We start from the raw sequence: 20974 nt of genomic DNA, 5'->3' as shown, positions 1-20974 counted from the left end.
AACTCTGCCATCGAGTCATAAAAAAGCCCGCGATCGCTCGCTGGCTTTTGTCTCTCTGGCTGCCACTCAGGTACGCAGCCGATCGAGCTGACTGGCCAGCGACGTGGCCGCTTGCTCCAGCGCTTCGCTCAGTTGATGGCTGGAGCTTGCCTCCTGCCCGATCACGTTGGCGGTATCGCCGATCCGCATCAAATTCTTGTTGATATCGTCACTGACGGCGCTCTGCTGCTCGGCGGCGGTGGCAACCTGACTGATGTGGTCGTGGATCTGCTGGATCTGGGCCACCACCCGATTGAGCGCCTCGAACGCCTGCTCGGTACCCTGCACCGTGGTGGTGGAGCGCTCGATGCCGGTATTCATCAGACGCTGGCTGCTGCTCACCTCAGTCTGCAAACTGCCAATCAGCTGGCCAATCTCGTCGGTCGATTCACGGGTCTTGTTGGCCAGCGCCCGTACCTCGTCTGCCACCACCGCAAAGCCACGGCCCATGTCCCCTGCCCGCGCCGCTTCGATGGCGGCATTGAGGGCCAGCAGGTTGGTCTGCTCGGCAATGGCGCGGATCACATCGAGGATCCGGCTGATATTGGTGCTGCGCTGGGCCACCAGCGCCACCGCTTTATCCGCCTCATGCATATCGCCGACCAGAGTATGGATCTCGTTGCGGGCATTGCTGAGGGTCTGCTGGGCGGTATTGATGTGGTGGGTCGCCGCTTCCGACTCCTGCGCAGCCTGCTCGGCATAACCCGCCACGCTGACTGCCGTGGTGCTCATCTGGTGCATGGCGCTCACCACGCTCTCCAGCTCCAGATTCTGCTCGTCCAGACTACTGCGCATGGTGTCGGCGGTATGTTTCATCTCCCGCGCCTGCTGGTAGACCTGCTGACCGATCCCCTTGCTCATTTGCACCATGCCCCGCAGCTTGCCGAGAAAGGCATTGAGCTGGGCGCCCAGATCGATCAGCTCCTGATGGGTGTCGATCTCCATCTGCTGGGTCAGGTCCCCCTCGTTGCTGGAGAGATGGCCCACATGGCGGCTGATAAGAGAAAGTGGCGCTGTGATGGTCTGGATAAACCAGACCAGCAGTCCCAACACCAACAGGGTGATACCGCCCATGGCGATGATCTGCTGCCGCTGGGCATCCACCAGCAGGGCGCCGAGCTCGCTGCTGATGGTGTGCGCCTTGCTTAGGGCCAGCGCCTTGGGCACCTTGATCATCAACCACCACTGGGTATTGGCTGCCTCAACCCGGATGGGCTGATGAAGAATGAAGTCACTGTCGCTGCTGACCGGCTGACCGTCAGGCAGGGTCAGGCCCACCTCCTTGAGTGGACGGCCCAGCTTGTCGGCATAGCGGTTGCTGCCCACAATCAGCCCCATCTTGCTGACCAGGGTCACATCCGCCTTGTTGTCATAGAGGCTCTTGCCAAGGTTTTCAGCCAGTTGCTGGAAGATGGGCAGGTTCATATCCACCCCGGCCAGCCCGACAAACTTGCCGTCACGCAGCACGGGCACCGTCAGACTGGTCATCAGCATCTTGTTGCCCGGGCTGATTTCGTAGAGGTAGGGCTCCATCAGGCAGGGCTGGCGGGTATCGCGACCACAGAGATACCACTCGCTGTTGCGAATGCCGAACTCGTTGAGGGAGGTATCAAACTTGGCCTCGCTGGCGGCGGCGTCCACCGCTTGCTGAGCGACGGCCCCTCCCTGATCCTTGGTGAAATAGACCTCCAGACTCCCCTTGCCTGCCACCGAGTGGCTGGCCCCGCCCAGCCAGTTGCCATCCTCGCCATCATAGCCATCCGGTTCAAACTGGGCATAAATGGAGCTGATCCCGCTCGCTTGCTGCAGGCTGCTGCCGAGCAGAGACTCCACTTGGGGCCGCGACAACCGCAGTTCCGGTTTGGCCATCCCGGCTTCAATCTGGGCGGTCACGGTCAGGGGGATCTGATAGGAGTTCTGCATCAGCGAGGCAATCTGGATGGCATAACGCTCTGCCTGATACTGCAGGCTGCGGGAGACCTCCTCTTCCAGTGCATCGCTGGTCTGGGTCATCACCATGTTGCGAAGGGAGCTGAAAGAAGCCGATTGCAACAGGGTCATGGCCAGCCCGGTCAGCAGAAACAGCCCCATGGTAAGGCACAACAACTTGAACTTGAGGGAACGTTGCTTCATGCGACAACTCCTTATGGCAGAATAACAACGAATTAATTGAGTATATTCGCCCACTTGCGCTTCACCCGATTTGTTGATGGGTTTGTGACAGGCTTATGGTTATAATTTTTGCCTTCCCGAGCGTTGATGGAACAGTCGCAATGAACAATGCACTGAGCAGTGTCCCGCCGGTAGTCGCGATGGACTACCCCTTTCCGGCCAAACCTCTTCCCCTGAGTGCCGAGCAGAGAACGACCTTGACCACAGAAATCAAGGCGCTGCTCAAGGAGCGCAAAGCGGTACTGGTTGCCCACTACTACACGGATCCCGAGATCCAGGCGCTGGCCGAAGCCACCGGCGGTTTCGTCGGTGACTCGCTGGAGATGGCCCGCTTTGGTCGCGATCACGAGGCGCAGACCCTGATTGTCGCCGGGGTGCGCTTCATGGGGGAAACCTCCAAGATCCTGAGCCCTCACAAACGGGTGCTGATGCCGACTCTGGAGGCCGAATGCTCCCTCGATCTGGGCTGTCCCATCGAACAGTTCTCCGCCTTCTGCGATGCCAATCCCGACCATACCGTAGTGGTCTATGCCAATACCTCGGCTGCGGTCAAAGCACGGGCTGACTGGGTGGTGACCTCCAGCATTGCGCTGGAAATCGTCGAGCACCTCGACAGTCTGGGTCACAAGATCATCTGGGGCCCGGATCGCCATCTGGGTGCCTATATCGAGAAGAAGACCGGGGCGCAGATGCTGCGCTGGCAGGGCCACTGCATCGTCCACGACGAGTTCAAGGCCCGCGCCCTGCACGAGCTGAAAGAGCAGAATCCTGACGCCGCCGTGCTGGTTCATCCGGAATCCCCCGCCTCGGTGATCGAGCTGGCCGATGCGGTGGGCTCCACCAGTCAGCTGATCAAGGCGGCCAAAGAGCTGCCCCAGCAGAAGCTGATCGTGGCGACCGATCGGGGCATCTTCTACAAGATGCAGCAGGCCTGTCCGGAGAAAGAGATGGTGGAAGCACCGACCGGTGGCGATGGCGCCACCTGCCGCAGTTGCGCCCACTGCCCTTGGATGGCGATGAACGGTCTGGTGGCGATCAAGGAGGCGCTCACCGATGGTGCCGAGCGCCACGAGATCCATGTCGACGAAGATCTGCGGGTCAAAGCCTTGATCCCCCTCGACCGGATGCTCAATTTCGCCGCCGAACTCAAGCTCAAGACTCAGGGCAACGCCTGATTGCCGCCATCACGAGATGCAAAGAGGGCTCCCGCGGGAGCCCTCTTTATTTATCTGAACCTCATCCAACTCAGATGATTACGGTGGAGAGACTGTGCTCTTCATCCGGCGCAACGGTCACACCCGCCTCACCGGCGATGGCCGCTTCGACGCAGAGCATGGTGCGATAGCCATCGTCGCTCATGTCGGCCATGGCGGTAGCCCCTTCCAGCCAGGGGGTCCAGACCACCACGCTGTCGTGGTTGCCACTGACAACCCGGGTCTCGCGCTCACCATCCTGCACGCTCACCAACGCCTCTGGCTGCCAGTAGACCCGATCCAGCGGCCCGCTCAGGGTCAATGTACCCTGCTGCTTGGCATCCTGTCCGGTCAGCTTGTCGGCATAGGGCTCGCCCAGACCGCTCACGCTCACCGCCTCCGGTGCGCTGATCTGCAAATAGGTGTGCAGCGCACCGCTATAAGTCAGCGGCTGGCTACCGGTGTTGCGAGTGGTCAGCACCAGCGAGAGCTCTTTGCCAACCAGCACATCCAGCTCCAGCTCGAAGGTGTGATCCCACAGGGCGCGGGTTGCGTCGCTGTCGCGCAGGGAAAGATGAACGAGCGTGCCATCGGCGTGATCGGAGACCCCGTCCAGCATCCAGAGGGTGGTGCGGGCAAAACCGTGGGAGGGCTTGCCGCTACCAACGCGGGCGGGCGCCGGGCCAAACCAGGGCCAGCAGATCGGGATACCACCGCGAACAGGCTTGCTGCCATCCAGCACCGCCTTGTCACTCAGCCAGATGGAGGCCGGCTCGCCATGACGCTGATAGCTCAGCACATGGGCGCCAAACAGGCTGATCTCGGCCTTGGCATAGTCGTTGTTGATGGTGAGAACCGGCAGACCGGCGGCATTGTTGGCAAGCTTGCAATTGGCTGTCAGGGGACGAATGGATTGCATGTAGACTCCTGTCATCAGGGGAAACCGAAAAACAAAAAGGCGGCCAATGGCCGCCTTTTTCAAGCTACGCGATTGCGCATCCCAAATTACTTGGAGATGTGAGCGATCAGGTCCAGAACTTTGCTGGAGTAGCCCATTTCGTTGTCGTACCAGGATACAACTTTAACGAATTTGTCGTTCAGCTGGATACCAGCCTTGGCGTCGAATACGGAGGTCTGACGCTCACCCAGGAAGTCGGTAGATACAACTTCGTCTTCGGTGTAGCCCAGAACGCCTTTCATAGCGCCTTCGGAAGCAGCTTTCATCGCTTCGCAGATTTCTGCGTAGGTGGCAGCTTTCTTCAGGTTAACGGTCAGGTCAACAACAGACACGTCCGGAGTCGGAACACGGAAAGCCATACCGGTCAGCAGGCCTTTCAGTTCCGGGATAACTACGCCAACAGCTTTGGCAGCACCGGTAGAGGACGGGATGATGTTCTGAGCCGCACCGCGGCCACCGCGCCAGTCTTTGGCAGACGGACCATCAACGGTCTTCTGGGTAGCAGTGGTAGCGTGAACGGTGGTCATCAGGCCAGACTCGATACCGAAGGTATCGTTCAGAACCTTGGCGATCGGTGCCAGGCAGTTGGTGGTGCAGGAAGCGTTGGAAACGATGTCCTGGCCAGCGTAGGTAGAGTCGTTAACACCCATTACGAACATCGGGGTAGCGTCTTTGGACGGGCCAGTCAGAACAACTTTCTTGGCACCAGCAGCGATGTGCTTACGAGCAGTCTCGTCGGTCAGGAACAGACCGGTAGCTTCAGCAACAACGTCAACACCGATTTCGCCCCACTTCAGGTTGGCCGGGTCACGCTCAGCGGTAACACGTACGGTTTTGCCGTTTACAACCAGGTTGCCGTCTTTAACTTCAACGGTACCGTTGAAACGACCGTGAGTTGAATCGTACTTCAGCATGTAAGCCATGTAGTCAACATCGATCAGGTCGTTGATACCAACAACTTCGATGTCTGCACGCTCGCAAGCCAGACGGAATACGAAACGACCGATACGGCCAAAACCGTTAATACCTACTTTGATAGTCATATTTAGTTACCTAACTGTTCAGTAGTCAAAGAAAATTCCGCTTGTAAATTTACTAGAACTCTCCGGTGAGTCAACCAACATTCTGTCTGAAATTGCGCTATATCATGAAAAACTGTGAAATTAATTTTCTGTTTATGTAACTGATTACCACGTTTTGACGAAAAAAGTGCCAGATCGTGGCATCGCGCAGATATCAACAATAGTGCCTACTCGGTCACACAACCATTCACAGAGATATGTAAAAATGTGCGCGGTTTAGCATGGCCAAAGAGCCACTGTTCAAGTACCACCCCATAAAAATCAAACAAAATAGTATAGATAGAATCCACAGCGGGAATTCTCAAACTATGACCACCCTGATTGAACAGCTGGCTGCCGCAAAAGGTATCGCCAGCGAGTATGTCGATGCCTGGGGCCACCCGGCCCAGGTATCAGAAGAGAGCAAGGCCGCCATGCTGGGCGCCATGGGCTACCGCGTCAATGACGAGGCCGCACTGGTGCAGCAGCTGGAAGAGGAGCATCGCCAGCACTGGCTGCGGGCGCTGGATCCTGTGATGGTGGTTCGCACCGGCGACGCCGTTACCCTTGAGGTTCGCCTCCCCATCGAATTCGTCAACGACGCCCTCACCTGGCAGCTCCAGCAGGAGCAGGGTGCGGTGCTGTCCGGTCAATTCACCCCCATCGAGGGTGAGCTGGTCGGCGTGGCCGAATTTGAAGAGATGGAGTGCCAGGCCTATCGCGTCACGTTGGAGATGGCCCCGGAGTTGGGTTATCACCAGCTGGTGCTACTGGAAGAGGGCAATGACGAACCGCTGGCCACCATGCGCCTCATCGTCGCCCCCAAGGCCTGCTACAAACAGGCGCCGATTGCCAATGGCCGCAAGGTATGGGGCCCGAGCGTGCAGCTATACTGCCTGCGCAGCCGCCACAACTGGGGTATCGGTGATTTCAGCGATCTCGGCCAGCTGGTCGAGAAAGCGGCCGCCTGGGGTGCCCACTTCGTCGGCCTCAACCCCATCCACGCCCTCTATCCGGCCAATCCGGAGAGCGCCAGTCCCTACAGCCCCTCTTCCCGTCGCTGGCTCAACGTGGCCTATATCAATGTGGAAGCGGTGCCCGAATTCCAGCAGAGCGATCGCCTGAAAGCGGAAGTGGCGAGCCCTGCCTTCCAGCAACATCTGGCCGATCTGCGCGCCAAGGAGAACGTCGATTACACCGGCGTGATCCAGACCAAACTCGGCATGCTGCGTCAGGTGTTCGACGAAGCCACCCTGAGTGTCGAGCGTCAGGCCGCCTTTGATGCCTTCGTGGCCGCCGGTGGCGACAGCCTGCAACAGCAGGCAGCATTTGATGCCCTGCAGGCCCACTTCTATGCCAAAGGCGAAAATGCCTGGGGCTGGCCGGTATGGCCGCAGGAACTGCGCGATTACCACAATCCTGCCGTTGCCGCCTGGATGGCCGAGCACCCGCAAGATGTCAACTTCTACCTCTATCTGCAGTTCTTGGCTGACGAACAGCTGGCGCAAGCCGATGCCCGCGCCAAGGCTGCCGGCATGGTGATGGGGATCTACCGGGATCTGGCGGTGGGCGTCTCCGAAGGCTCCACCGAGATCTGGGCCAACCAGGATCTCTACTGCCCGAAAGCCTCGGTCGGTGCGCCGCCCGATATCCTCGGCCCGCTTGGTCAGAACTGGGGCCTGCCCCCGATGAACCCGAACAAGCTGTTCGAAGCGGCCTATCAGCCGATGGTGGATCTGTTCCGTGCCAACATGCGCTCCTGTGGTGCTCTGCGCATCGACCACGTAATGGCCTTGCTGCGCCTGTGGTGGGTACCGCCCGGAGCGTCCGCCGCCAAGGGCGCCTACATCTACTATCCGGTCAACGATCTGCTGGGCATTCTGGCCCTCGAATCCCACCGTAATCAGTGCCTGCTGATCGGCGAGGATCTGGGCACCGTGCCGGAGGGGATCGACGTGACTTTGAAAGAGAACGGCGTCCACTCCTACAAGGTGTTCTTCTTCGAGCGCTCCAAGGAAGATGGCGGCTTTATCTCCCCGGCGCACTACACCGAGCAGGCGATGTCGGCCCTGACCACCCACGACATGCCGACCCTCAAGGGCTTCTGGCATTGCGATGATTTGGCGCTCGGCCGTCAACTGGGTCTGTATCCGGATGAAGATGTTTTGAAGACTCTGTATGCTGATCGTCACCAGGCCAAACAGCGGATCCTCGACAGCTTGCATGCCCACAAGGTCATCTCTGACAACATCAGTCATGACGTGAACTGGGTCGGCATGAACACCGAACTCAACCACGGTCTGCAGATCCACATGTCCCGCGGCAGCTGCGCCCTGTTCAGTACCCAGCTGGAAGATTGGCTGGAGATGGACAAGCCGGTCAACGTACCGGGCACCAGTTACGAATACCCCAACTGGCGCCGCAAGCTTTCCGCTGATCTGGAAGATATTTTTGCCAATGAGGCACTCAAGGCACTGGCTGGCAAGATGAGCCAAGCCCGTGATGAGGCCAGTCGTTGAGACGCTGTCTCCCACAGCGTTCTCACCTAAATCCACTCCGGCTTCGGCCGGAGTGGATGCTCTGTCATGAAAGGAAATCTCGATGCTCGTTGAACGTTTGGTTGCTGCCCGCTGTTCCGATCCCTTCTCTCACTTAGGCCTGCAGGCCAATCCGGATGGGCCCGGCCTCAAACTGACCGCCTGGTTGCCTGATGCCCTCGAAGTCCGCGTCAAGGATCTCAAGTCGGGCAAAGTCGTTGCCACCCTGGCGCCCACCGATGAATCGGGTCTTTTTGAAACTGTTTTCACCCGCCGCAAAAACTCCTTCCCCTATCAGCTGCTCGCCAGCTACCAAGATGCCACCACCGAGGTCATCGACCCCTATCAGTTTCAGGATGCCGCCTGGGTAGGCCTGGCCGAACTGACCGCCCAGCCGGAAAACCTCTACCACACCCTTGGCGCCCAGCTGCGCACCGTGGAGCATCTTGGCCAGCAGGTGGAAGGGGTGCGTTTTGCGGTCTATGCGCCGAGCGCCACCGCCGTGAGCCTCATCGGCGATTTCAACTTCTGGGATGGCCGCCGCCATCCGATGCAGCGCAGCCTGTGCGGTCACTGGGTGCTGTTTGTGCCGGGCCTCAAGGCCGGGGATCGCTACAAGTTTGAGCTCAAGGACCCTATGGGCAACCGGCTGCCCCACAAGAGCGATCCGGTCGGCTTCTACTGCGAGCAGTATCCGTCGTTCGCCTCCGTGGTCTATGACCACGCCCAGTACCAGTGGCAGGATGCCGAGTGGATTGCCAGCCAGCACAACGACAAGCGTGAGCAACCCCTCTCCATCTATGAGCTGCACGTCGGCTCCTGGAAGCGCCACCCCAACGGCGACAGCCTGAGCTGGCGCGAGCTGGCAGTGGAGCTGGTCGCCTACGTCAAAGAGATGGAGTACACCCACATCGAGCTGCTGCCGGTCTCCGAGCACCCCTTCAGCGGCTCCTGGGGCTACCAGCCGGTGGGCATGTTCTCCCCTACCAGCCGCTACGGCACCGCCGATGATTTCAAATACTTCGTCGACCAGTGCCACCAGGCCGGCATCGGCATCATTCTGGACTGGGTACCCGCCCACTTCCCGTCCGATGCCCACGGCCTGGCCCGCTTCGATGGCACCCCGCTCTACGAGTACGAGGATCCGCGCCGTGGCTGGCACCCGGACTGGAACTCCTACATCTATGACTTTGGCCGCGACACAGTGCGCCAGTTCCTGGTGGCGAGCGCCCTGTTCTGGCTCGACAAGTTCCACATCGACGGCCTGCGGGTGGATGCGGTTGCCTCCATGCTCTATCTGGACTACTCCCGCAACGCCGGTGAGTGGGTACCGAACGTCGATGGCGGCAACCACAACTACGAGGCGATCAGCCTGCTCAAGTGGACCAACGAGGAGGTCTATGGCAAGTATCCCCACGCCATGACCATAGCCGAAGAGTCCACCGCCTTTGCCGGTGTCTCCCGCCCCACCTTCCTCGGCGGCCTCGGCTTTGGCTTCAAGTGGAATATGGGCTGGATGCACGACACCCTCACCTACATGCAGAAAGAGCCGATCCACCGCCGCTACCACCACAACGACATGACCTTCTCCATGGTTTACCACTATGACGAGAACTTCATCCTGTCGCTCTCCCACGACGAGGTGGTGCACGGCAAGCACTCCATGCTCTACAAGATGCCGGGCGACGAGTGGCAGCAAGCAGCCAACCTGCGGGCCTACATGGGTTTCATGTACGCCCACCCGGGCAAGAAGCTCAACTTCATGGGCACCGAAATCGCTCAGAGCAACGAGTGGAACCACGACGCCCAACTGCCGTGGCATCTGCTGCAATATCCCAAGCATGCCGGTCAACAGCGACTGATCCACGATCTCAACCACCTCTACCGTCATGAGCCTGCCTTGTATCAGGCCGATTATGAGCAGACCGGCTTCCGCTGGCTGGATCATAACGATGCCGACAACAGCATCTTTGCCTGGCTGCGGGCGGACAAAGAGGGCAAGCAGGCTATTGTGGTGGCTTGCAACTTCACCCCGGTGCCTCGTCTCGAATATCGGATCGGCGTCCCAGCTGAGGGCCACTATCGGGTGATGCTCAACACCGACAGCGAGTATTACTGGGGCAGTAACTATGATGTAGGTCTGGTGTTCGCTGCCGAGCCGACCCCCTGGCAGGGGATGGCGCACAGCATAGTGCTGGATCTGCCGCCGCTGGCGACCTTGTTTATCAAACAGGAGTCTTGATGCTTGTAATGGAAAAAGGGGTGGGCCACCCGCTGGGGGCCCGCCTTGACGAGAACGGTTGCCACTTCTGCGTCTGGGCCCCCCAGTCGGACAAGGTGGAGATCTGCCTGTACGACGAGCAGGAGCAGGAGCTGATGCGGCTGGAGTTGCCCGGCCGCCGTGGCCAGTATCGCTTTGGCTACGTGCGCGGCGTAAAGGCCGGTCAGCGCTACGGCTATCGGGTCTATGGTACCCCGCAGGAGGGGATGCTGTTCGATCCGCAAAAACTGCTGATCGACCCCTACGCCAAGGCGCTCAGTCGTCCCACCTACTGGGATGAAGCCCTCTATCAGGGGGACAGTGCCGGGATGATTGCCAAGTCGGTGGTAGTGGATGACAGTTTTGACTGGCAAGGGGTTGGCAAACCCGGGATCAGCCCGGCCCGCACCATTATCTACGAGACCCACGTCAAGGGCTTTACCAAGCAGCACCCGGGGATCCCCAAAGCGCTGCAGGGCACCTACCTTGGCATCTGTCACCCGCTGGTTATCGAGCACATGAAGAGCCTCGGCATCACCTCGGTGCAGCTGATGCCGGTGGCCGCCTTCATGTCGGAACCGCGACTGGAGCAGCTGGGACTGACCAACTACTGGGGCTACAACCCCATCGCCTTCTTCGCCCCGGAGCCGCGTTACAGCACCAGAGCAGACGAGGCGGTGACCGAGTTCAAGACCATGGTGCGCGAGCTGCACCGGGCCGGGCTCGAGGTGATCCTGGATGTGGTCTACAACCACACTGCCGCCTCGGGCTTCGACGGCCCTACCCTCTCGTTCAAGGGCTTTGACAACGCCGGTTACTACGCCTTCGAAGCGGGCCCCCACGGCCCGGACTACACCCGTCACGCCAACGTGACCGGCTGTGGCAACAGCGTCAATCTGGATCACCCCAACACCCTGCGACTGGTGCTCGATGCCCTGCGCTACTGGGTTACCGAGATGCAGGTGGATGGCTTCCGTTTCGATCTGGCGGTGACGCTGGCGCGGGAAGCGGGGGAGTTCGAGCCCATGGGCGCCTTCTTCAAGGCCGTGATGGCCGACCCTGTGCTGTCACAGGTCAAGCTCATCGCCGAACCCTGGGATATCGGCCCCTTCGGCTACCGGCTGGGTCAATTCCCGAGCCAGTGGCAGGAGATCAACGACCGCTACCGCGACACGGTGCGCGCCTTCTGGCGCGGTGATGCGGGCAAGATGGGGGACTTTGCCACCCGCTTGGTAGGCTCGCGGGATATTTTCCCGAAGAACTGGCGCTCCCCCCACACCAGCGTCAACTACCTCTGCTATCACGACGGTTTCACCCTGGAGGATCTGGTCTCCTACAACCAGCGCCACAATCAGGCCAACGGTGAAGACAATCGGGATGGTCACGGCAACAACCTCTCCTATAACCATGGGGTAGAGGGGCCAACCCTGGATCCGCGGGTCAACAGCCTGCGCCAGCAGCAGAAGCGCAATCTGATTGCCACCCTGCTGCTGTCGCAAGGGACCCCGCACTTCCTCGCCGGGGACGAGATGGGCCGCAGCCAGCTTGGCAACAACAACGCCTACTGTCAGGACAACCAGATCAGCTGGGTCAACTGGCAGTGGCGACCGGAGGATGAACGGCTGTTCGCCTTCACCCAGCAGATGATGGCGCTGCGGGCGGAGTCGTGCGTCTTCTCCAACCTGCAACTGAGCGACGACAGCTGGAATGGCACCCCGTCCAGCTGCCATCAGGTCAACTGGTATCACCCGGACGGCCACCAGCTCACCGATCAGGATTGGCACGCCCCCATGGGGCAGGCGTTCGCCATGGATATCGGCATGATCAACTGTGTCGGCGAGCGCTGGTACGTGCTGTTCAACGCCAGCGACTACGATATCCAGTTCCGCCTGCCCCCGCCGGGGGAAGGGCTGGAGTGGATCCAGACCATCGACACCGCCACCAACGATGGGCTGCCCTTCCTGCCCGATGACATCAAACGGCAGGTGGCAGTCGGCCGGGCCCACTCCCTCAAACTGCTGGAGCGGGTGGCGCTGGCCAGCACGGCGGAGGATGCCCAACCACCGCAGCAGGAAATTCTCCCTGCATCCGGTGAGGAGATGGTTGCCACCTCGATCACAGATACAGGCAAACCATAACAGGCATGCTGGAGTCAGCTTTACGGAGCCGCTATGCTGGGCTCCGGTATGGATGGCAAGGAGTCGGTATGAGCAGTAACAATCCGGAACAGTGGCGCAGCAAACTGACCGCAGAGCAGTTTCACGTCTGCTGGGAGAAGGGCACCGAGCGCCCCTACAGCGGCGCCCTGCTCCACAATCGCAAGAGCGGCGACTACCTCTGTGTCTGCTGCAAGAGCGTGCTGTTTCACTCAGGAGCCAAGTTTGATTCCGGCTGCGGCTGGCCCTCGTTCGACAAGGCCATCGAGGGGACGGTGGAGTACACCGAGGACAACAGCCACGGCATGAAGCGGGTGGAGATCACCTGCCGCCAGTGCGGCTCTCACCTCGGTCACGTCTTCCTCGACGGACCGACCGAGACAGGCCAGCGCTACTGCGTCAACAGCCTGAGTCTGGATTTCGATCCCGACGCTTAAGCGGCTGACCCATTGCAATAAAAACGGCGCCTCCGTTATGGAGGCGCCGTTTTTTTATCGGGATTTCACCGCATTCACGCCAGCAGGATGGCGGCCATCACCAGCAGGGCCGCAATGGCCGGTATCGGCAGCTTCACCACCCGCAGCAGATAAAAGCCGATGGCCGCCAGCGCCAGATCGGTCGGCGCCAGCACCGCGCTCTGCCACACCGGCTGATAGAGGGCCGCCAACAACAAGCCCACCACGGCGGCGTTGATTCCGGTGACGGCCCCCGCCAGACGGGGCTGGGCCAGCCACTGTTGCCAGCAGGGGCCCACCGCCCAGAGCAGCAGAAAGCCGGGCGCAAAGAGCGCCAGGGTCGCCAACAGGGCACCGATCATCGGCATCTCGGGCTGCAGCTGGGCGCCAAGATAGGTGGCAAGGGTAAACATGGGGCCCGGCACCAACTGGGCCAGGCTGTAACCGGTCAGAAACTGCTGCTCGTTGAGAGTGTGGCCCACGCTCTCTTGCAGCAGCGGCAGCACCACATGGCCACCGCCAAACACCAGACTACCGGCGCGATAGAAGTCAGCAACCAGTTGACCAAGTGGACTAGCGAGCAGCGGCAGGCCGATAAAAAGGATGCCAAACAGCAGCAGGGTCGGCCAATGAGGCTGACTGCTGGCGGCAGCAGGCAGCTCGGCGGTGGCAGGGCGACTCCCCGCCCCGCGCTGGCTGCGGGCGCAGATCAACGCCGCTCCCGCCAGCATCAACAGTTGAGTCAGCAGACCGGGCTGCCACCAGAGTACAGCAGCGGTCACCACCATAATCCCTTGGGTCACTCCAGTGGCACAGAACTGACGACTCATGGTGAGCACCGCATCGGCCACCACGATGAGCGCCAGCAGTTTAAGGCCATGCAAGGCAGCGTCGAGCCACAGATTGCTGCCCAGCTGGCCGATGCCGATCGCAGCCACCAGTAGCAGAAGAAATGAGGGCAGCGTGAAGCCAAGAAAAGCTGAGAGCGCCCCGCCCAGACCGGCGCGATGACGACCGATGGCGAAACCAAGCTGGCTGGAGGCGGGCCCCGGCAGCAGCTGGCACAGCGCCAGCAAGCGGGCAAATTCGGCCTGTGTCAGCCAGCCGAGCCGCTGGACGAAGGTGCGCTGGAAATAGCCGATATGAGCGGCCGGACCACCAAAGCTGATGCATCCCAGCCATAAAAACTGAATAAATACCTGTCCCACGCTCTTCTCCCTCATCCCTCTTCTCCCGATAGAGAGGGGATATTATGACAGCGCGATGATCGTTTTATGACAATCAGGCTGATTCGGCCGACACCATGGGCACATCACCCGGCAGATAGCAGCGTCCCGCCAGCCAGCAGGCGATGGACTGACGGCTGGCGTCGAAATGGGGCTCGGGCAACTCGCGCGGATCGCACCAGACCCAGCCTTCGCACTTCTCCGGCTCCAGCAGTTGCGGTTCGCCATCGGCCTTGGCATGCAGCGTCACCGAGATATAGTGCAGCCCGCTCTCGCGCCAGGTCTCCAGATTGTTGGTCACCGCCACCACCTCGGGCCCGTGGATCTCAAGTCCGGTCTCCTCGGCCACCTCGCGGATCGCCGCCGACTCGAAGCTCTCCCCCAACTCCAGATGACCACCCGGGATCGACCAGTAGGGGGCATGGCTCCCTTTGCGCTTGCCAAGCAGCACCTGGCCTTGGGCGTTGGTCAGGATGACGCCGACCCCGACGCGGGGATAGAGAGTGGACATGAAAACGCTCCTTCAATCAGGCAGTAAAACGGCCCCACCTTAGGCCCAAGGAGGGCACAGGGCAAGCCCCGGCTGCACGGTACCTGCACCTGTCGGTGGCCCCTCCCCTTGCCCCTTAACCGGTTATCACTGATGCTGGGGAGTGAAGCCCGGATGGAGAGGTCATCCCAATCCTCTCCATCCCCCATCACCCCGAGGAGTCCGCCATGAAAAAATTGCTCCCCCTGTGCGCCCTGCTGCTCACGGCTTGCCAAACCACGCCGCCCCCCAACTCGCTCGCCATCGATGATGCCGACGCCTGGCAGGCCATTTGCAAAGATGGCACCCGGGTTCGCGCCGTGGTGGCAGAGGGGATCTGTGGGGATCATCGCGGGGTAGCCATGTGGACGAATAAGCCAAGAGCTGAACGGATGGCAGAAGAAGCCGCCAAATAGTGTGATCCAGGCACCATAAAATGACACTGCCGGCCAATTGGCCGGATTTTTTCGCGATCTCGCCAGCACTTTGCCACCTTGTTCATGGTGCGCTCAGTTTTCTGTTCCCATACTGGCCCTACAGTTCCAAAAGAGGAGAGACAAGATGCAAACATCCATCGTCGGGCTCTCCATTCTGTGGGGGCTAGCCAGTTTTGGTGTTCAGGGGGATTTCATCGAGAGCCGTGATTCCGTTGCGCCATCCTGGCAAGCCGAGTCCAGAGTGGAGATGGAAGGTTATCTGATTGAATCGCTTGGCGAAGATCGCTGGCTGTTCGACAACGGCAGCGAGAGCCTGCTGGTATCCCTGCCCGAGGGGCAGTGGGTGCCGACCGGCGAGCGGCTGCGGGTCAGCGGCGAACCGCAGCAGGAGCAGAGCGGCTGGCTGCTGCAGGTGGAAGACATCAGCCAGGTCAGCGTCTGACAGCGGCAGTCGCCCCGTCACCGCGACAGCGAATCCAGACCCGACAACCACTACCGAACAACCAAGAGCGAATAGCAAAAGAGGAGGCCAGTGGCCTCCTCTTTCTGTTTATCTGAGCGGTTTGCGCGGGCTCAACCCAGATGGTTGAGCGGCAGCGCCGTCTTGTGCTTGATGCGGCGCAGCACGAAGCTGGAGCGCACTCCGGTCACCCCCGGAATATGGGTCAGCTTGTCCAGCAGGAAGTGCTGGTAGTGCTCCATGTCGCGCACCACTACCTTGAGCTGGTAGTCGGCATCATTGCCGGTGATGAGGTCACACTCCAGCACTTCCGGCAGTTCGCTGATGGCACGATCGAAATTCTCGAACCGCTCGGGCGTGTGTCTGTCCATGGAAATGTGAATGTAGGCGGTGAGGGTGAGGCCAAGCTGGCGGGCGTTGAGCAGAGTAACGTGGGTGTCGATGAGACCGGCATCCTCCAGCGCCTTGACCCGGCGGGAGCAGGGTGACGGGGAGAGCCCTACCAGCTCGGCCAGTTCCAGATTGCTGATGCGGCCATTCTCCTGCATCAGCTCGAGAATATGTCTGTCTATGCGATCAAGTTTCAGCATTTACCCTTCCTCGTTGCAATGACTAATCCACTTTTCCTAGATTAAGGGTGAACTATTGCAAAAACAACCGAAATAAGTGGTTACTTTGCAACCACTCACCGGCACGGGAGGGATACTATGGTTACATCTTCCGGTGGCAAAGCAGATACCTGACCGGGTCTCTGCGGTGAAGGACCTTACCGGGTCAAGAGCCCCATCAGCCGTCTTACCTTATCGGGAAACGACGGGCTGGAACGAGAGAACCCCCTCCCCGAAGGCAACAAAGCAGGCATCCCGGCGCCTGCTTTGTTGTTTTTGGGCGTTTGGCGCAATCAGAGCGCGGGCGGCGTGATGCGATAGAGGCAGCGATGCGCCCCCTCCAGCAGATATTGCTCCCGCTCCACCGTCGCCGGCGCCAGCAGCTGGCGAAACAGCGCCAGTTCGCTGCGACAGAAACCGCGGCAGGTACGCGCTGCCGCACAGATGGGGCAGTGGCTCTCCCACAGCAGCCAACTGCCATCCTCTTCGCGAAGGATCTCCGCCATATAGCCCTCGCGAGTACGCAGCTCCTTGAGCGCCGCCAACCGGCCAGATAAGCCATCGGACCCCAGCGCCTCCTGATAGCGAGCAAGCATCTGCTGCTCCCGCTGCTGGATCAGCCGTTCCATCCCCTCCTCGCCAAACAGCTCGCGCACGTTGTCGATCAGCTGCACGGTCAGGTCGCTATGGCTATCGGGGAAGCGCTGCCAGGCCTGCTCGGTAAGCTGCCACTGTCGCACGGGACGACCGCGCCCCCGCGCCTCGTCGCTGAATGTGACCCACCCCTCCTGCTCCAGTGCGAGCAGGTGCTGGCGGGCGCCCATGGAGGTCATCTGCAACTGCTCCCCCAGCGCGGCGGCGCTCTGCGGGCCATGGCTCTTGAGCAGAAACAGGATCTTGTCGGTGCTTGCGTTCATGACCCCATTATGGGGAGACCCCTTTATTAAATCAACAATTCACTTTACTTAATGCCGATTACCACCCAGAATAAATAAACAAATTACTTTACTTAATGGATGCGACATGGCGAAACAACAGCACAAAAATCCCCTCTGGGTGCTGGTCATGACGGTCACGCTGGCAGTTGCAGGTTTCAGTCTCCCCTCCCCGGTGTTGGCACCTTTGCTGCTGGATCCGGCCCACGGCATGCTGACGCCGGATGCCTCCGACTGGAGCCGCAAGGTGTGGCTGGGGGTCATCATGGGGCTCTACCCGCTGTTCCAGCTGGTGGGCAGTCCCTGGCTCGGTCGCCTCTCCGACCGCTATGGCCGCAAGCAACTGCTGTTGCTCTCGCTGGCGGGGGTACTGGCAGGCTATGCCCTGATGGCACTCGGTATCGCCTGGCGCTCCCTCCCCCTGTTGCTGCTCAGCCGGATTGTGGAGGGGCTGTGCAACGGCAACATCGCCATCGTGCAGGCGATGGCGGCGGATCTCGCCGGCAAGGAGCACAAGGCCCGCAGCTTCGCCTGGATCAACATCGGCATGAATCTGGGCTGGGTAGTGGGGCCGATGATCGGGGGCTACGCCGCGGTGATCTCGGGGGATTACAGTCTGGCCGCCTGGCTGGCGGTAGGAATGACCCTGCTCAACCTGCTGCTGGTGCTCTGGCTGATCCCCTATCGTCCGCCGGTGGCGGCCACCCGTCAGACAGCGACCCTCTCCAGCCGCCAGCTGTTGTTGCAACCGGCCCTGCTGCCCTACTTCGCACTCACCCTGATCAGCTATGGCGCCGTGCAGCTCTATTTCACCTACTTCAACATCTGGCTGGTAGAGCGGCTGGCGTGGGATCCGGCCCAGCTGGCGCAGGCGGCGGTGCTGGTGAGTCTGCCCATGATGGCGGGCTCCTGGCTCGGCTCCCGCATCGCCCGTCACTGGCGCGGCAGCTCCCTCGGGATTGTCGGCCATCTGGTGATGGCGAGCGGCATGCTGCTCTTTATCCTGCCCGTGCACTGGTGGGGGCTGGCACTCACCTTCGTTCCCGCTGGCATCGGCATGAGTCTGGGGGAGCTGGCCACTTCGGTGGCGATCTCCAACCGCAGTCACCCGGAGCAGCAGGGGCAGGCTATGGGGCTCTACCGCGCCCTGGCCGTGGGCAGCGAGATCCTGGCGGTGCTGCTCGGCAGTCTGGTGCTGCTTGCCGGTACCGAGTGGCCCTTCTATCTCGCCACCCTCTGCTCCCTTGTCAGTGCCGCCGGTTTCTATCTGCTGCGTCGCCGTGCCGACCGTCGTCAACAGCTGGCCAGCTGCGCCTGAGCCACGAAGGGATCACAGTTCGGCGCTTCGGCTGCGGGCAAGACTTGCATCGGGGCGCCGGGTCTGGGACGGTAAGGCTCTTTACGGATTTGTTCGATGCTGGAGGAGCTATGAGTGAGTACAAGGCCATCGCGCTCGATATGGATGGCACCCTGCTGACCCGGGATCACAAGATCTCGTCGGCCACTCGGGCAGCCCTGGCGCAGGCCCGCGCCCACGGCATCAAGGTGCTGCTGGTCACGGGGCGCCACTACATGACGGCGCGTCCCTTCCACCACGAGCTGGCCCTCGATACCCCCCTCATCTGCAGCAACGGCGCCTATCTCTATGATCCGGTGCAGAACCGGATCCTCAGCGGCGACCCGCTGGCGGCCGCCCCGCTTACCGAGCTGCTGGCCGCGGTCGAGGCGCAGCAGATGGGCGCCCTGTTCCACCTGAGCGAGGGGATCGGCTACATCGGCTGCGAAGAGCATGTCACCCGCATCCGCCACTGGTCGGCCAATCAGCCGGATCACCTCAAGATCGCCCTCCACCCGGTCGAGGATCTGGCAGGCTGGCTCGACAACCCGGTCTGGAAACTGGAGCTGTTCAATCAGGATCCGGCACGCCTGCACACCTTTATGGGCGAGGTGGTCGAGCAGATGCCCTTTACCCGCGACTGGGCGGCCCCCTATGCGGTGGAGCTGGTACAGCCCGGTTGCAGCAAGGGCAACCAGCTGGCCCAGTGGGCAGCCAGCGAAGGGATTGCGATGGAGCAGGTGGTAGCGTTTGGGGACAACAACAACGACATCAGCATGTTCGAGCAGGTGGGGCTGGCTGTGGCCATGGGTAATGCGGCCCCGCAAATCCAGAGCCATGCCCATCGGGTCACGGCCGACCACAACGAAGATGGTATAGCACTGGCGCTGCAGCGCTGGGTGCTGCCCTGATCTGACAAGGTGCAACATGGCCAGCACGCGGGCTGGCCATGAAGAGAGGGATTAACCGCCGAAGGAGAACTGGATCACCCGATCCGGATAGCGCAGACGGTTGTACTCCCGGCGCAGGGATTCGTAGTGGCGAATGGCTCGATCGCGCTTGGCACGGTAGTAGTCGCGCTGTTCCGTGTTGGTTTCGTTGCGGATGCTGCGTTCAAGCGTATCGATATCCCGCTCGGTACGCTCCAGCTCGTCGCTGATCTCCCGCAGGCGGGCAGCCAGTTTGTACTCTTCGTAGCCACGCTGATACTGCTTGAGGAAGCTGGCATCATTGGGGCATACCCCCAGATAGGCCTGCCCCTCCTTGCCCTTGCTGTAAGCCAGCTCGGGAATGCAGTAGAGCTCCAGCCCCTTGTCGTAGCCCCGTTTCCACTCGGCTTCATCCACTTTGAGGCCATATTCGCTGCAAGACGAAACGTAATCGCGGGTCGCCTGACGGGTTTTGCCTTCCGATCCATCCTGATAACCCAGGTTGTACCAGCTCATGGTGCGGCACTCATCTTCTGACAGGGCACTGCATCCCGCCAGCAATACCGGCAGGATCAGCAACAGGATTTTGGGGGACATGAACAGACTCCGGAAAAGATAGTGACCGGCATTCTAGAGAGGATAAAAGGCCATAACAAGGGATGCGCCCCCGTGCGGTCTGGCACGGTTTATTTGATGTTTTTGTCACTATTCAACGCCGTGCCAGACGGGCAGCCAACCCGCTTTCCTTGTTATCAGGTGCAAGGTAAACTGCGCCATCTTTTAACTGGCGCGCAACAAAAACAATGAAAGTCCTGACCGTCGATTACCGCTCACCCGATGCGGCCCAACGCTTCACCGAATCCCTGCGAACCACCGGCTTTGGCGTGTTGACCAATCACCCCATTCCGAAAGAGCTGGTGCAGTCCATCTACGAAAACTGGTATCGCTTCTTCATGAGCGAGCAGAAGCAGGATTTCCTGTTCAACCGCGAGACTCAGGATGGCTACTTCCCGCCCTCGGTCTCCGAGGTGGCCAAGGGCCATAGCCAGAAAGACATCAAGGAGTACTTCCACATCTACCCCTGGGGCCAGATGCCGGAAGAACTGAAGGAGCAGGCGATGGAGTACTATCGTCTAGCCAACGGTCTGGCCGCCGAGCTGCTGGGCTGGGTCGAGCAGTACACCCCGGCCGATATCGCCGCTCACTACAGCTGCCCCCTCTCCTCGATGATCGAAGAGAGCCAGAAGACCCTGCTGCGGGTGCTGCACTATCCGCCGTTCGATGGCACCGAGGAGCCGGGCGCCATCCGCGCCGCCGCCCACGAAGATATCAACCTGCTTACCATTCTGCCCGCCGCCAACGAGCCGGGGCTGCAGGTGAAGGGTTCCGACGGCGAGTGGATGGATGTGCCGTGCGACTTTGGCACCCTCATCATCAACATCGGCGACATGCTGCAGGAAGCCTCTCGCGGCTACTATCCCTCCACCACTCACAGGGTCATCAACCCGACCGGTGGCAGCGCCGCCAAGTCGCGTATCTCCCTGCCGCTGTTCCTCCATCCGCGCCCGGATGTAGTGCTCTCCGAGCGTCATACCGCCCACAGCTACCTGATGGAGCGGCTGCGGGAGCTCGGGGTGCTCTAGTCCACCGACGAGCAGTTTTCAGAGACCAAACCGGAGCAAT

Annotated in this window: 18 protein-coding genes; 10 read left to right on the top strand and 8 right to left on the bottom strand. The window is 60.7% G+C overall.

Annotated elements, in window-relative coordinates:
• Positions 1 to 66: 66 nt before the first annotated feature.
• Entirely contained in the window at positions 67 to 2172 is a 2106-nt protein-coding gene (locus tag I6L41_RS19975; RefSeq protein ID WP_111900205.1) for a methyl-accepting chemotaxis protein, read from the bottom strand.
• A gap of 140 nt (positions 2173 to 2312) precedes the next feature.
• On the opposite strand from I6L41_RS19975, the gene nadA reads away from it, so the two are divergent.
• The gene (gene nadA, locus I6L41_RS19970; RefSeq protein ID WP_216960876.1) at positions 2313 to 3386 is read left to right on the top strand and encodes a quinolinate synthase NadA; all 1074 of its coding nucleotides are present in this window, start codon (positions 2313 to 2315) and stop codon (positions 3384 to 3386) included.
• Positions 3387 to 3456: 70 nt separating this feature from the next.
• Here nadA and I6L41_RS19965 read toward each other — a convergent pair whose 3' ends face one another.
• Entirely contained in the window at positions 3457 to 4323 is an 867-nt protein-coding gene (locus tag I6L41_RS19965) for a D-hexose-6-phosphate mutarotase (protein WP_216960873.1), read from the bottom strand.
• Between the two features lie 86 nt (positions 4324 to 4409).
• Complete coding sequence (gene gap, locus I6L41_RS19960) at positions 4410 to 5405, bottom strand: type I glyceraldehyde-3-phosphate dehydrogenase (RefSeq protein ID WP_005335708.1); 996 nt, start codon at positions 5403 to 5405, stop codon at positions 4410 to 4412.
• 347 nt (positions 5406 to 5752) lie between these two features.
• Here gap and malQ point away from each other — a divergent pair, with 347 nt between their 5' ends.
• The 4 genes from malQ to msrB all read left to right on the top strand — a co-directional run bounded on the left by malQ (position 5753) and on the right by msrB (position 12813).
• On the top strand, positions 5753 to 7942 hold the full coding sequence (gene malQ / locus I6L41_RS19955; RefSeq protein ID WP_216960870.1) for a 4-alpha-glucanotransferase: 2190 nt from the start codon (positions 5753 to 5755) through the stop codon (positions 7940 to 7942).
• An 82-nt stretch (positions 7943 to 8024) separates the two neighbouring features.
• On the top strand, positions 8025 to 10202 hold the full coding sequence (glgB, locus tag I6L41_RS19950) for a 1,4-alpha-glucan branching protein GlgB (protein WP_216960866.1): 2178 nt from the start codon (positions 8025 to 8027) through the stop codon (positions 10200 to 10202).
• Entirely contained in the window at positions 10202 to 12358 is a 2157-nt protein-coding gene (gene glgX, locus I6L41_RS19945) for a glycogen debranching protein GlgX (RefSeq protein ID WP_042052416.1), read from the top strand. The genes glgB and glgX overlap by 1 nt, the downstream gene beginning before the upstream one ends.
• Positions 12359 to 12426: 68 nt before the next feature.
• The gene (gene msrB / locus I6L41_RS19940) at positions 12427 to 12813 is read left to right on the top strand and encodes a peptide-methionine (R)-S-oxide reductase MsrB (protein ID WP_216960863.1); all 387 of its coding nucleotides are present in this window, start codon (positions 12427 to 12429) and stop codon (positions 12811 to 12813) included.
• Between the two features lie 74 nt (positions 12814 to 12887).
• Here msrB and chrA read toward each other — a convergent pair whose 3' ends face one another.
• Together chrA and I6L41_RS19930 are read right to left on the bottom strand one after the other, a co-directional pair.
• On the bottom strand, positions 12888 to 14054 hold the full coding sequence (chrA, locus tag I6L41_RS19935) for a chromate efflux transporter (RefSeq protein WP_216960860.1): 1167 nt from the start codon (positions 14052 to 14054) through the stop codon (positions 12888 to 12890).
• 58 nt (positions 14055 to 14112) lie between these two features.
• Positions 14113 to 14568 (bottom strand): NUDIX hydrolase, encoded by a 456-nt coding sequence (locus I6L41_RS19930; RefSeq protein ID WP_139474067.1) that lies wholly within the window; start codon positions 14566 to 14568, stop codon positions 14113 to 14115.
• 206 nt (positions 14569 to 14774) lie between these two features.
• Here I6L41_RS19930 and I6L41_RS19925 point away from each other — a divergent pair, with 206 nt between their 5' ends.
• Together I6L41_RS19925 and I6L41_RS19920 are read left to right on the top strand one after the other, a co-directional pair.
• The gene (locus I6L41_RS19925; protein WP_005335715.1) at positions 14775 to 15002 is read left to right on the top strand and encodes a hypothetical protein; all 228 of its coding nucleotides are present in this window, start codon (positions 14775 to 14777) and stop codon (positions 15000 to 15002) included.
• A 145-nt stretch (positions 15003 to 15147) separates the two neighbouring features.
• Complete coding sequence (locus I6L41_RS19920; protein WP_005343224.1) at positions 15148 to 15465, top strand: hypothetical protein; 318 nt, start codon at positions 15148 to 15150, stop codon at positions 15463 to 15465.
• Between the two features lie 131 nt (positions 15466 to 15596).
• Here the strand turns inward: I6L41_RS19920 and I6L41_RS19915 are convergent, their stop codons facing one another.
• Positions 15597 to 16073 (bottom strand): Lrp/AsnC family transcriptional regulator, encoded by a 477-nt coding sequence (locus tag I6L41_RS19915; RefSeq protein ID WP_005304871.1) that lies wholly within the window; start codon positions 16071 to 16073, stop codon positions 15597 to 15599.
• A gap of 311 nt (positions 16074 to 16384) precedes the next feature.
• Complete coding sequence (locus I6L41_RS19910) at positions 16385 to 17008, bottom strand: metalloregulator ArsR/SmtB family transcription factor (RefSeq protein ID WP_216960857.1); 624 nt, start codon at positions 17006 to 17008, stop codon at positions 16385 to 16387.
• A 106-nt stretch (positions 17009 to 17114) separates the two neighbouring features.
• Here I6L41_RS19910 and I6L41_RS19905 point away from each other — a divergent pair, with 106 nt between their 5' ends.
• Both I6L41_RS19905 and I6L41_RS19900 read left to right on the top strand, forming a co-directional pair.
• Positions 17115 to 18344 (top strand): MFS transporter, encoded by a 1230-nt coding sequence (locus tag I6L41_RS19905; protein ID WP_216960854.1) that lies wholly within the window; start codon positions 17115 to 17117, stop codon positions 18342 to 18344.
• Positions 18345 to 18454: 110 nt separating this feature from the next.
• On the top strand, positions 18455 to 19273 hold the full coding sequence (locus tag I6L41_RS19900) for a Cof-type HAD-IIB family hydrolase (RefSeq protein ID WP_216960851.1): 819 nt from the start codon (positions 18455 to 18457) through the stop codon (positions 19271 to 19273).
• A 51-nt stretch (positions 19274 to 19324) separates the two neighbouring features.
• Here I6L41_RS19900 and I6L41_RS19895 read toward each other — a convergent pair whose 3' ends face one another.
• On the bottom strand, positions 19325 to 19888 hold the full coding sequence (locus I6L41_RS19895) for a DUF2799 domain-containing protein (RefSeq protein WP_064341678.1): 564 nt from the start codon (positions 19886 to 19888) through the stop codon (positions 19325 to 19327).
• A gap of 206 nt (positions 19889 to 20094) precedes the next feature.
• Here I6L41_RS19895 and I6L41_RS19890 point away from each other — a divergent pair, with 206 nt between their 5' ends.
• Positions 20095 to 20934, top strand: coding sequence for an isopenicillin N synthase family oxygenase (locus I6L41_RS19890; protein WP_216960848.1), 840 nt, complete (start codon positions 20095 to 20097; stop codon positions 20932 to 20934).
• Positions 20935 to 20974 lie beyond the last annotated feature (40 nt).

This window comes from Aeromonas sp. FDAARGOS 1411 (assembly GCF_019047125.1).
GTDB lineage: Bacteria > Pseudomonadota > Gammaproteobacteria > Enterobacterales > Aeromonadaceae > Aeromonas > Aeromonas veronii.
Note: the sequence above shows the minus strand (reverse complement) of the source record. Positions and strands in the feature narration are given on the sequence as shown.

What these genes read in the sequence shown, in the direction of transcription:
- I6L41_RS19975 (WP_111900205.1), bottom strand. Translation starts at nt 2,172, where the DNA reads ATGAAGCAACGTTCCCTCAAGTTCAAGTTGTTGTGCCTTACCATGGGG.
- nadA (WP_216960876.1), top strand. Translation starts at nt 2,313, where the DNA reads ATGAACAATGCACTGAGCAGTGTCCCGCCGGTAGTCGCGATGGACTAC.
- I6L41_RS19965 (WP_216960873.1), bottom strand. Translation starts at nt 4,323, where the DNA reads ATGCAATCCATTCGTCCCCTGACAGCCAATTGCAAGCTTGCCAACAAT.
- gap (WP_005335708.1), bottom strand. Translation starts at nt 5,405, where the DNA reads ATGACTATCAAAGTAGGTATTAACGGTTTTGGCCGTATCGGTCGTTTC.
- malQ (WP_216960870.1), top strand. Translation starts at nt 5,753, where the DNA reads ATGACCACCCTGATTGAACAGCTGGCTGCCGCAAAAGGTATCGCCAGC.
- glgB (WP_216960866.1), top strand. Translation starts at nt 8,025, where the DNA reads ATGCTCGTTGAACGTTTGGTTGCTGCCCGCTGTTCCGATCCCTTCTCT.
- glgX (WP_042052416.1), top strand. Translation starts at nt 10,202, where the DNA reads ATGCTTGTAATGGAAAAAGGGGTGGGCCACCCGCTGGGGGCCCGCCTT.
- msrB (WP_216960863.1), top strand. Translation starts at nt 12,427, where the DNA reads ATGAGCAGTAACAATCCGGAACAGTGGCGCAGCAAACTGACCGCAGAG.
- chrA (WP_216960860.1), bottom strand. Translation starts at nt 14,054, where the DNA reads ATGAGGGAGAAGAGCGTGGGACAGGTATTTATTCAGTTTTTATGGCTG.
- I6L41_RS19930 (WP_139474067.1), bottom strand. Translation starts at nt 14,568, where the DNA reads ATGTCCACTCTCTATCCCCGCGTCGGGGTCGGCGTCATCCTGACCAAC.
- I6L41_RS19925 (WP_005335715.1), top strand. Translation starts at nt 14,775, where the DNA reads ATGAAAAAATTGCTCCCCCTGTGCGCCCTGCTGCTCACGGCTTGCCAA.
- I6L41_RS19920 (WP_005343224.1), top strand. Translation starts at nt 15,148, where the DNA reads ATGCAAACATCCATCGTCGGGCTCTCCATTCTGTGGGGGCTAGCCAGT.
- I6L41_RS19915 (WP_005304871.1), bottom strand. Translation starts at nt 16,073, where the DNA reads ATGCTGAAACTTGATCGCATAGACAGACATATTCTCGAGCTGATGCAG.
- I6L41_RS19910 (WP_216960857.1), bottom strand. Translation starts at nt 17,008, where the DNA reads ATGAACGCAAGCACCGACAAGATCCTGTTTCTGCTCAAGAGCCATGGC.
- I6L41_RS19905 (WP_216960854.1), top strand. Translation starts at nt 17,115, where the DNA reads ATGGCGAAACAACAGCACAAAAATCCCCTCTGGGTGCTGGTCATGACG.
- I6L41_RS19900 (WP_216960851.1), top strand. Translation starts at nt 18,455, where the DNA reads ATGAGTGAGTACAAGGCCATCGCGCTCGATATGGATGGCACCCTGCTG.
- I6L41_RS19895 (WP_064341678.1), bottom strand. Translation starts at nt 19,888, where the DNA reads ATGTCCCCCAAAATCCTGTTGCTGATCCTGCCGGTATTGCTGGCGGGA.
- I6L41_RS19890 (WP_216960848.1), top strand. Translation starts at nt 20,095, where the DNA reads ATGAAAGTCCTGACCGTCGATTACCGCTCACCCGATGCGGCCCAACGC.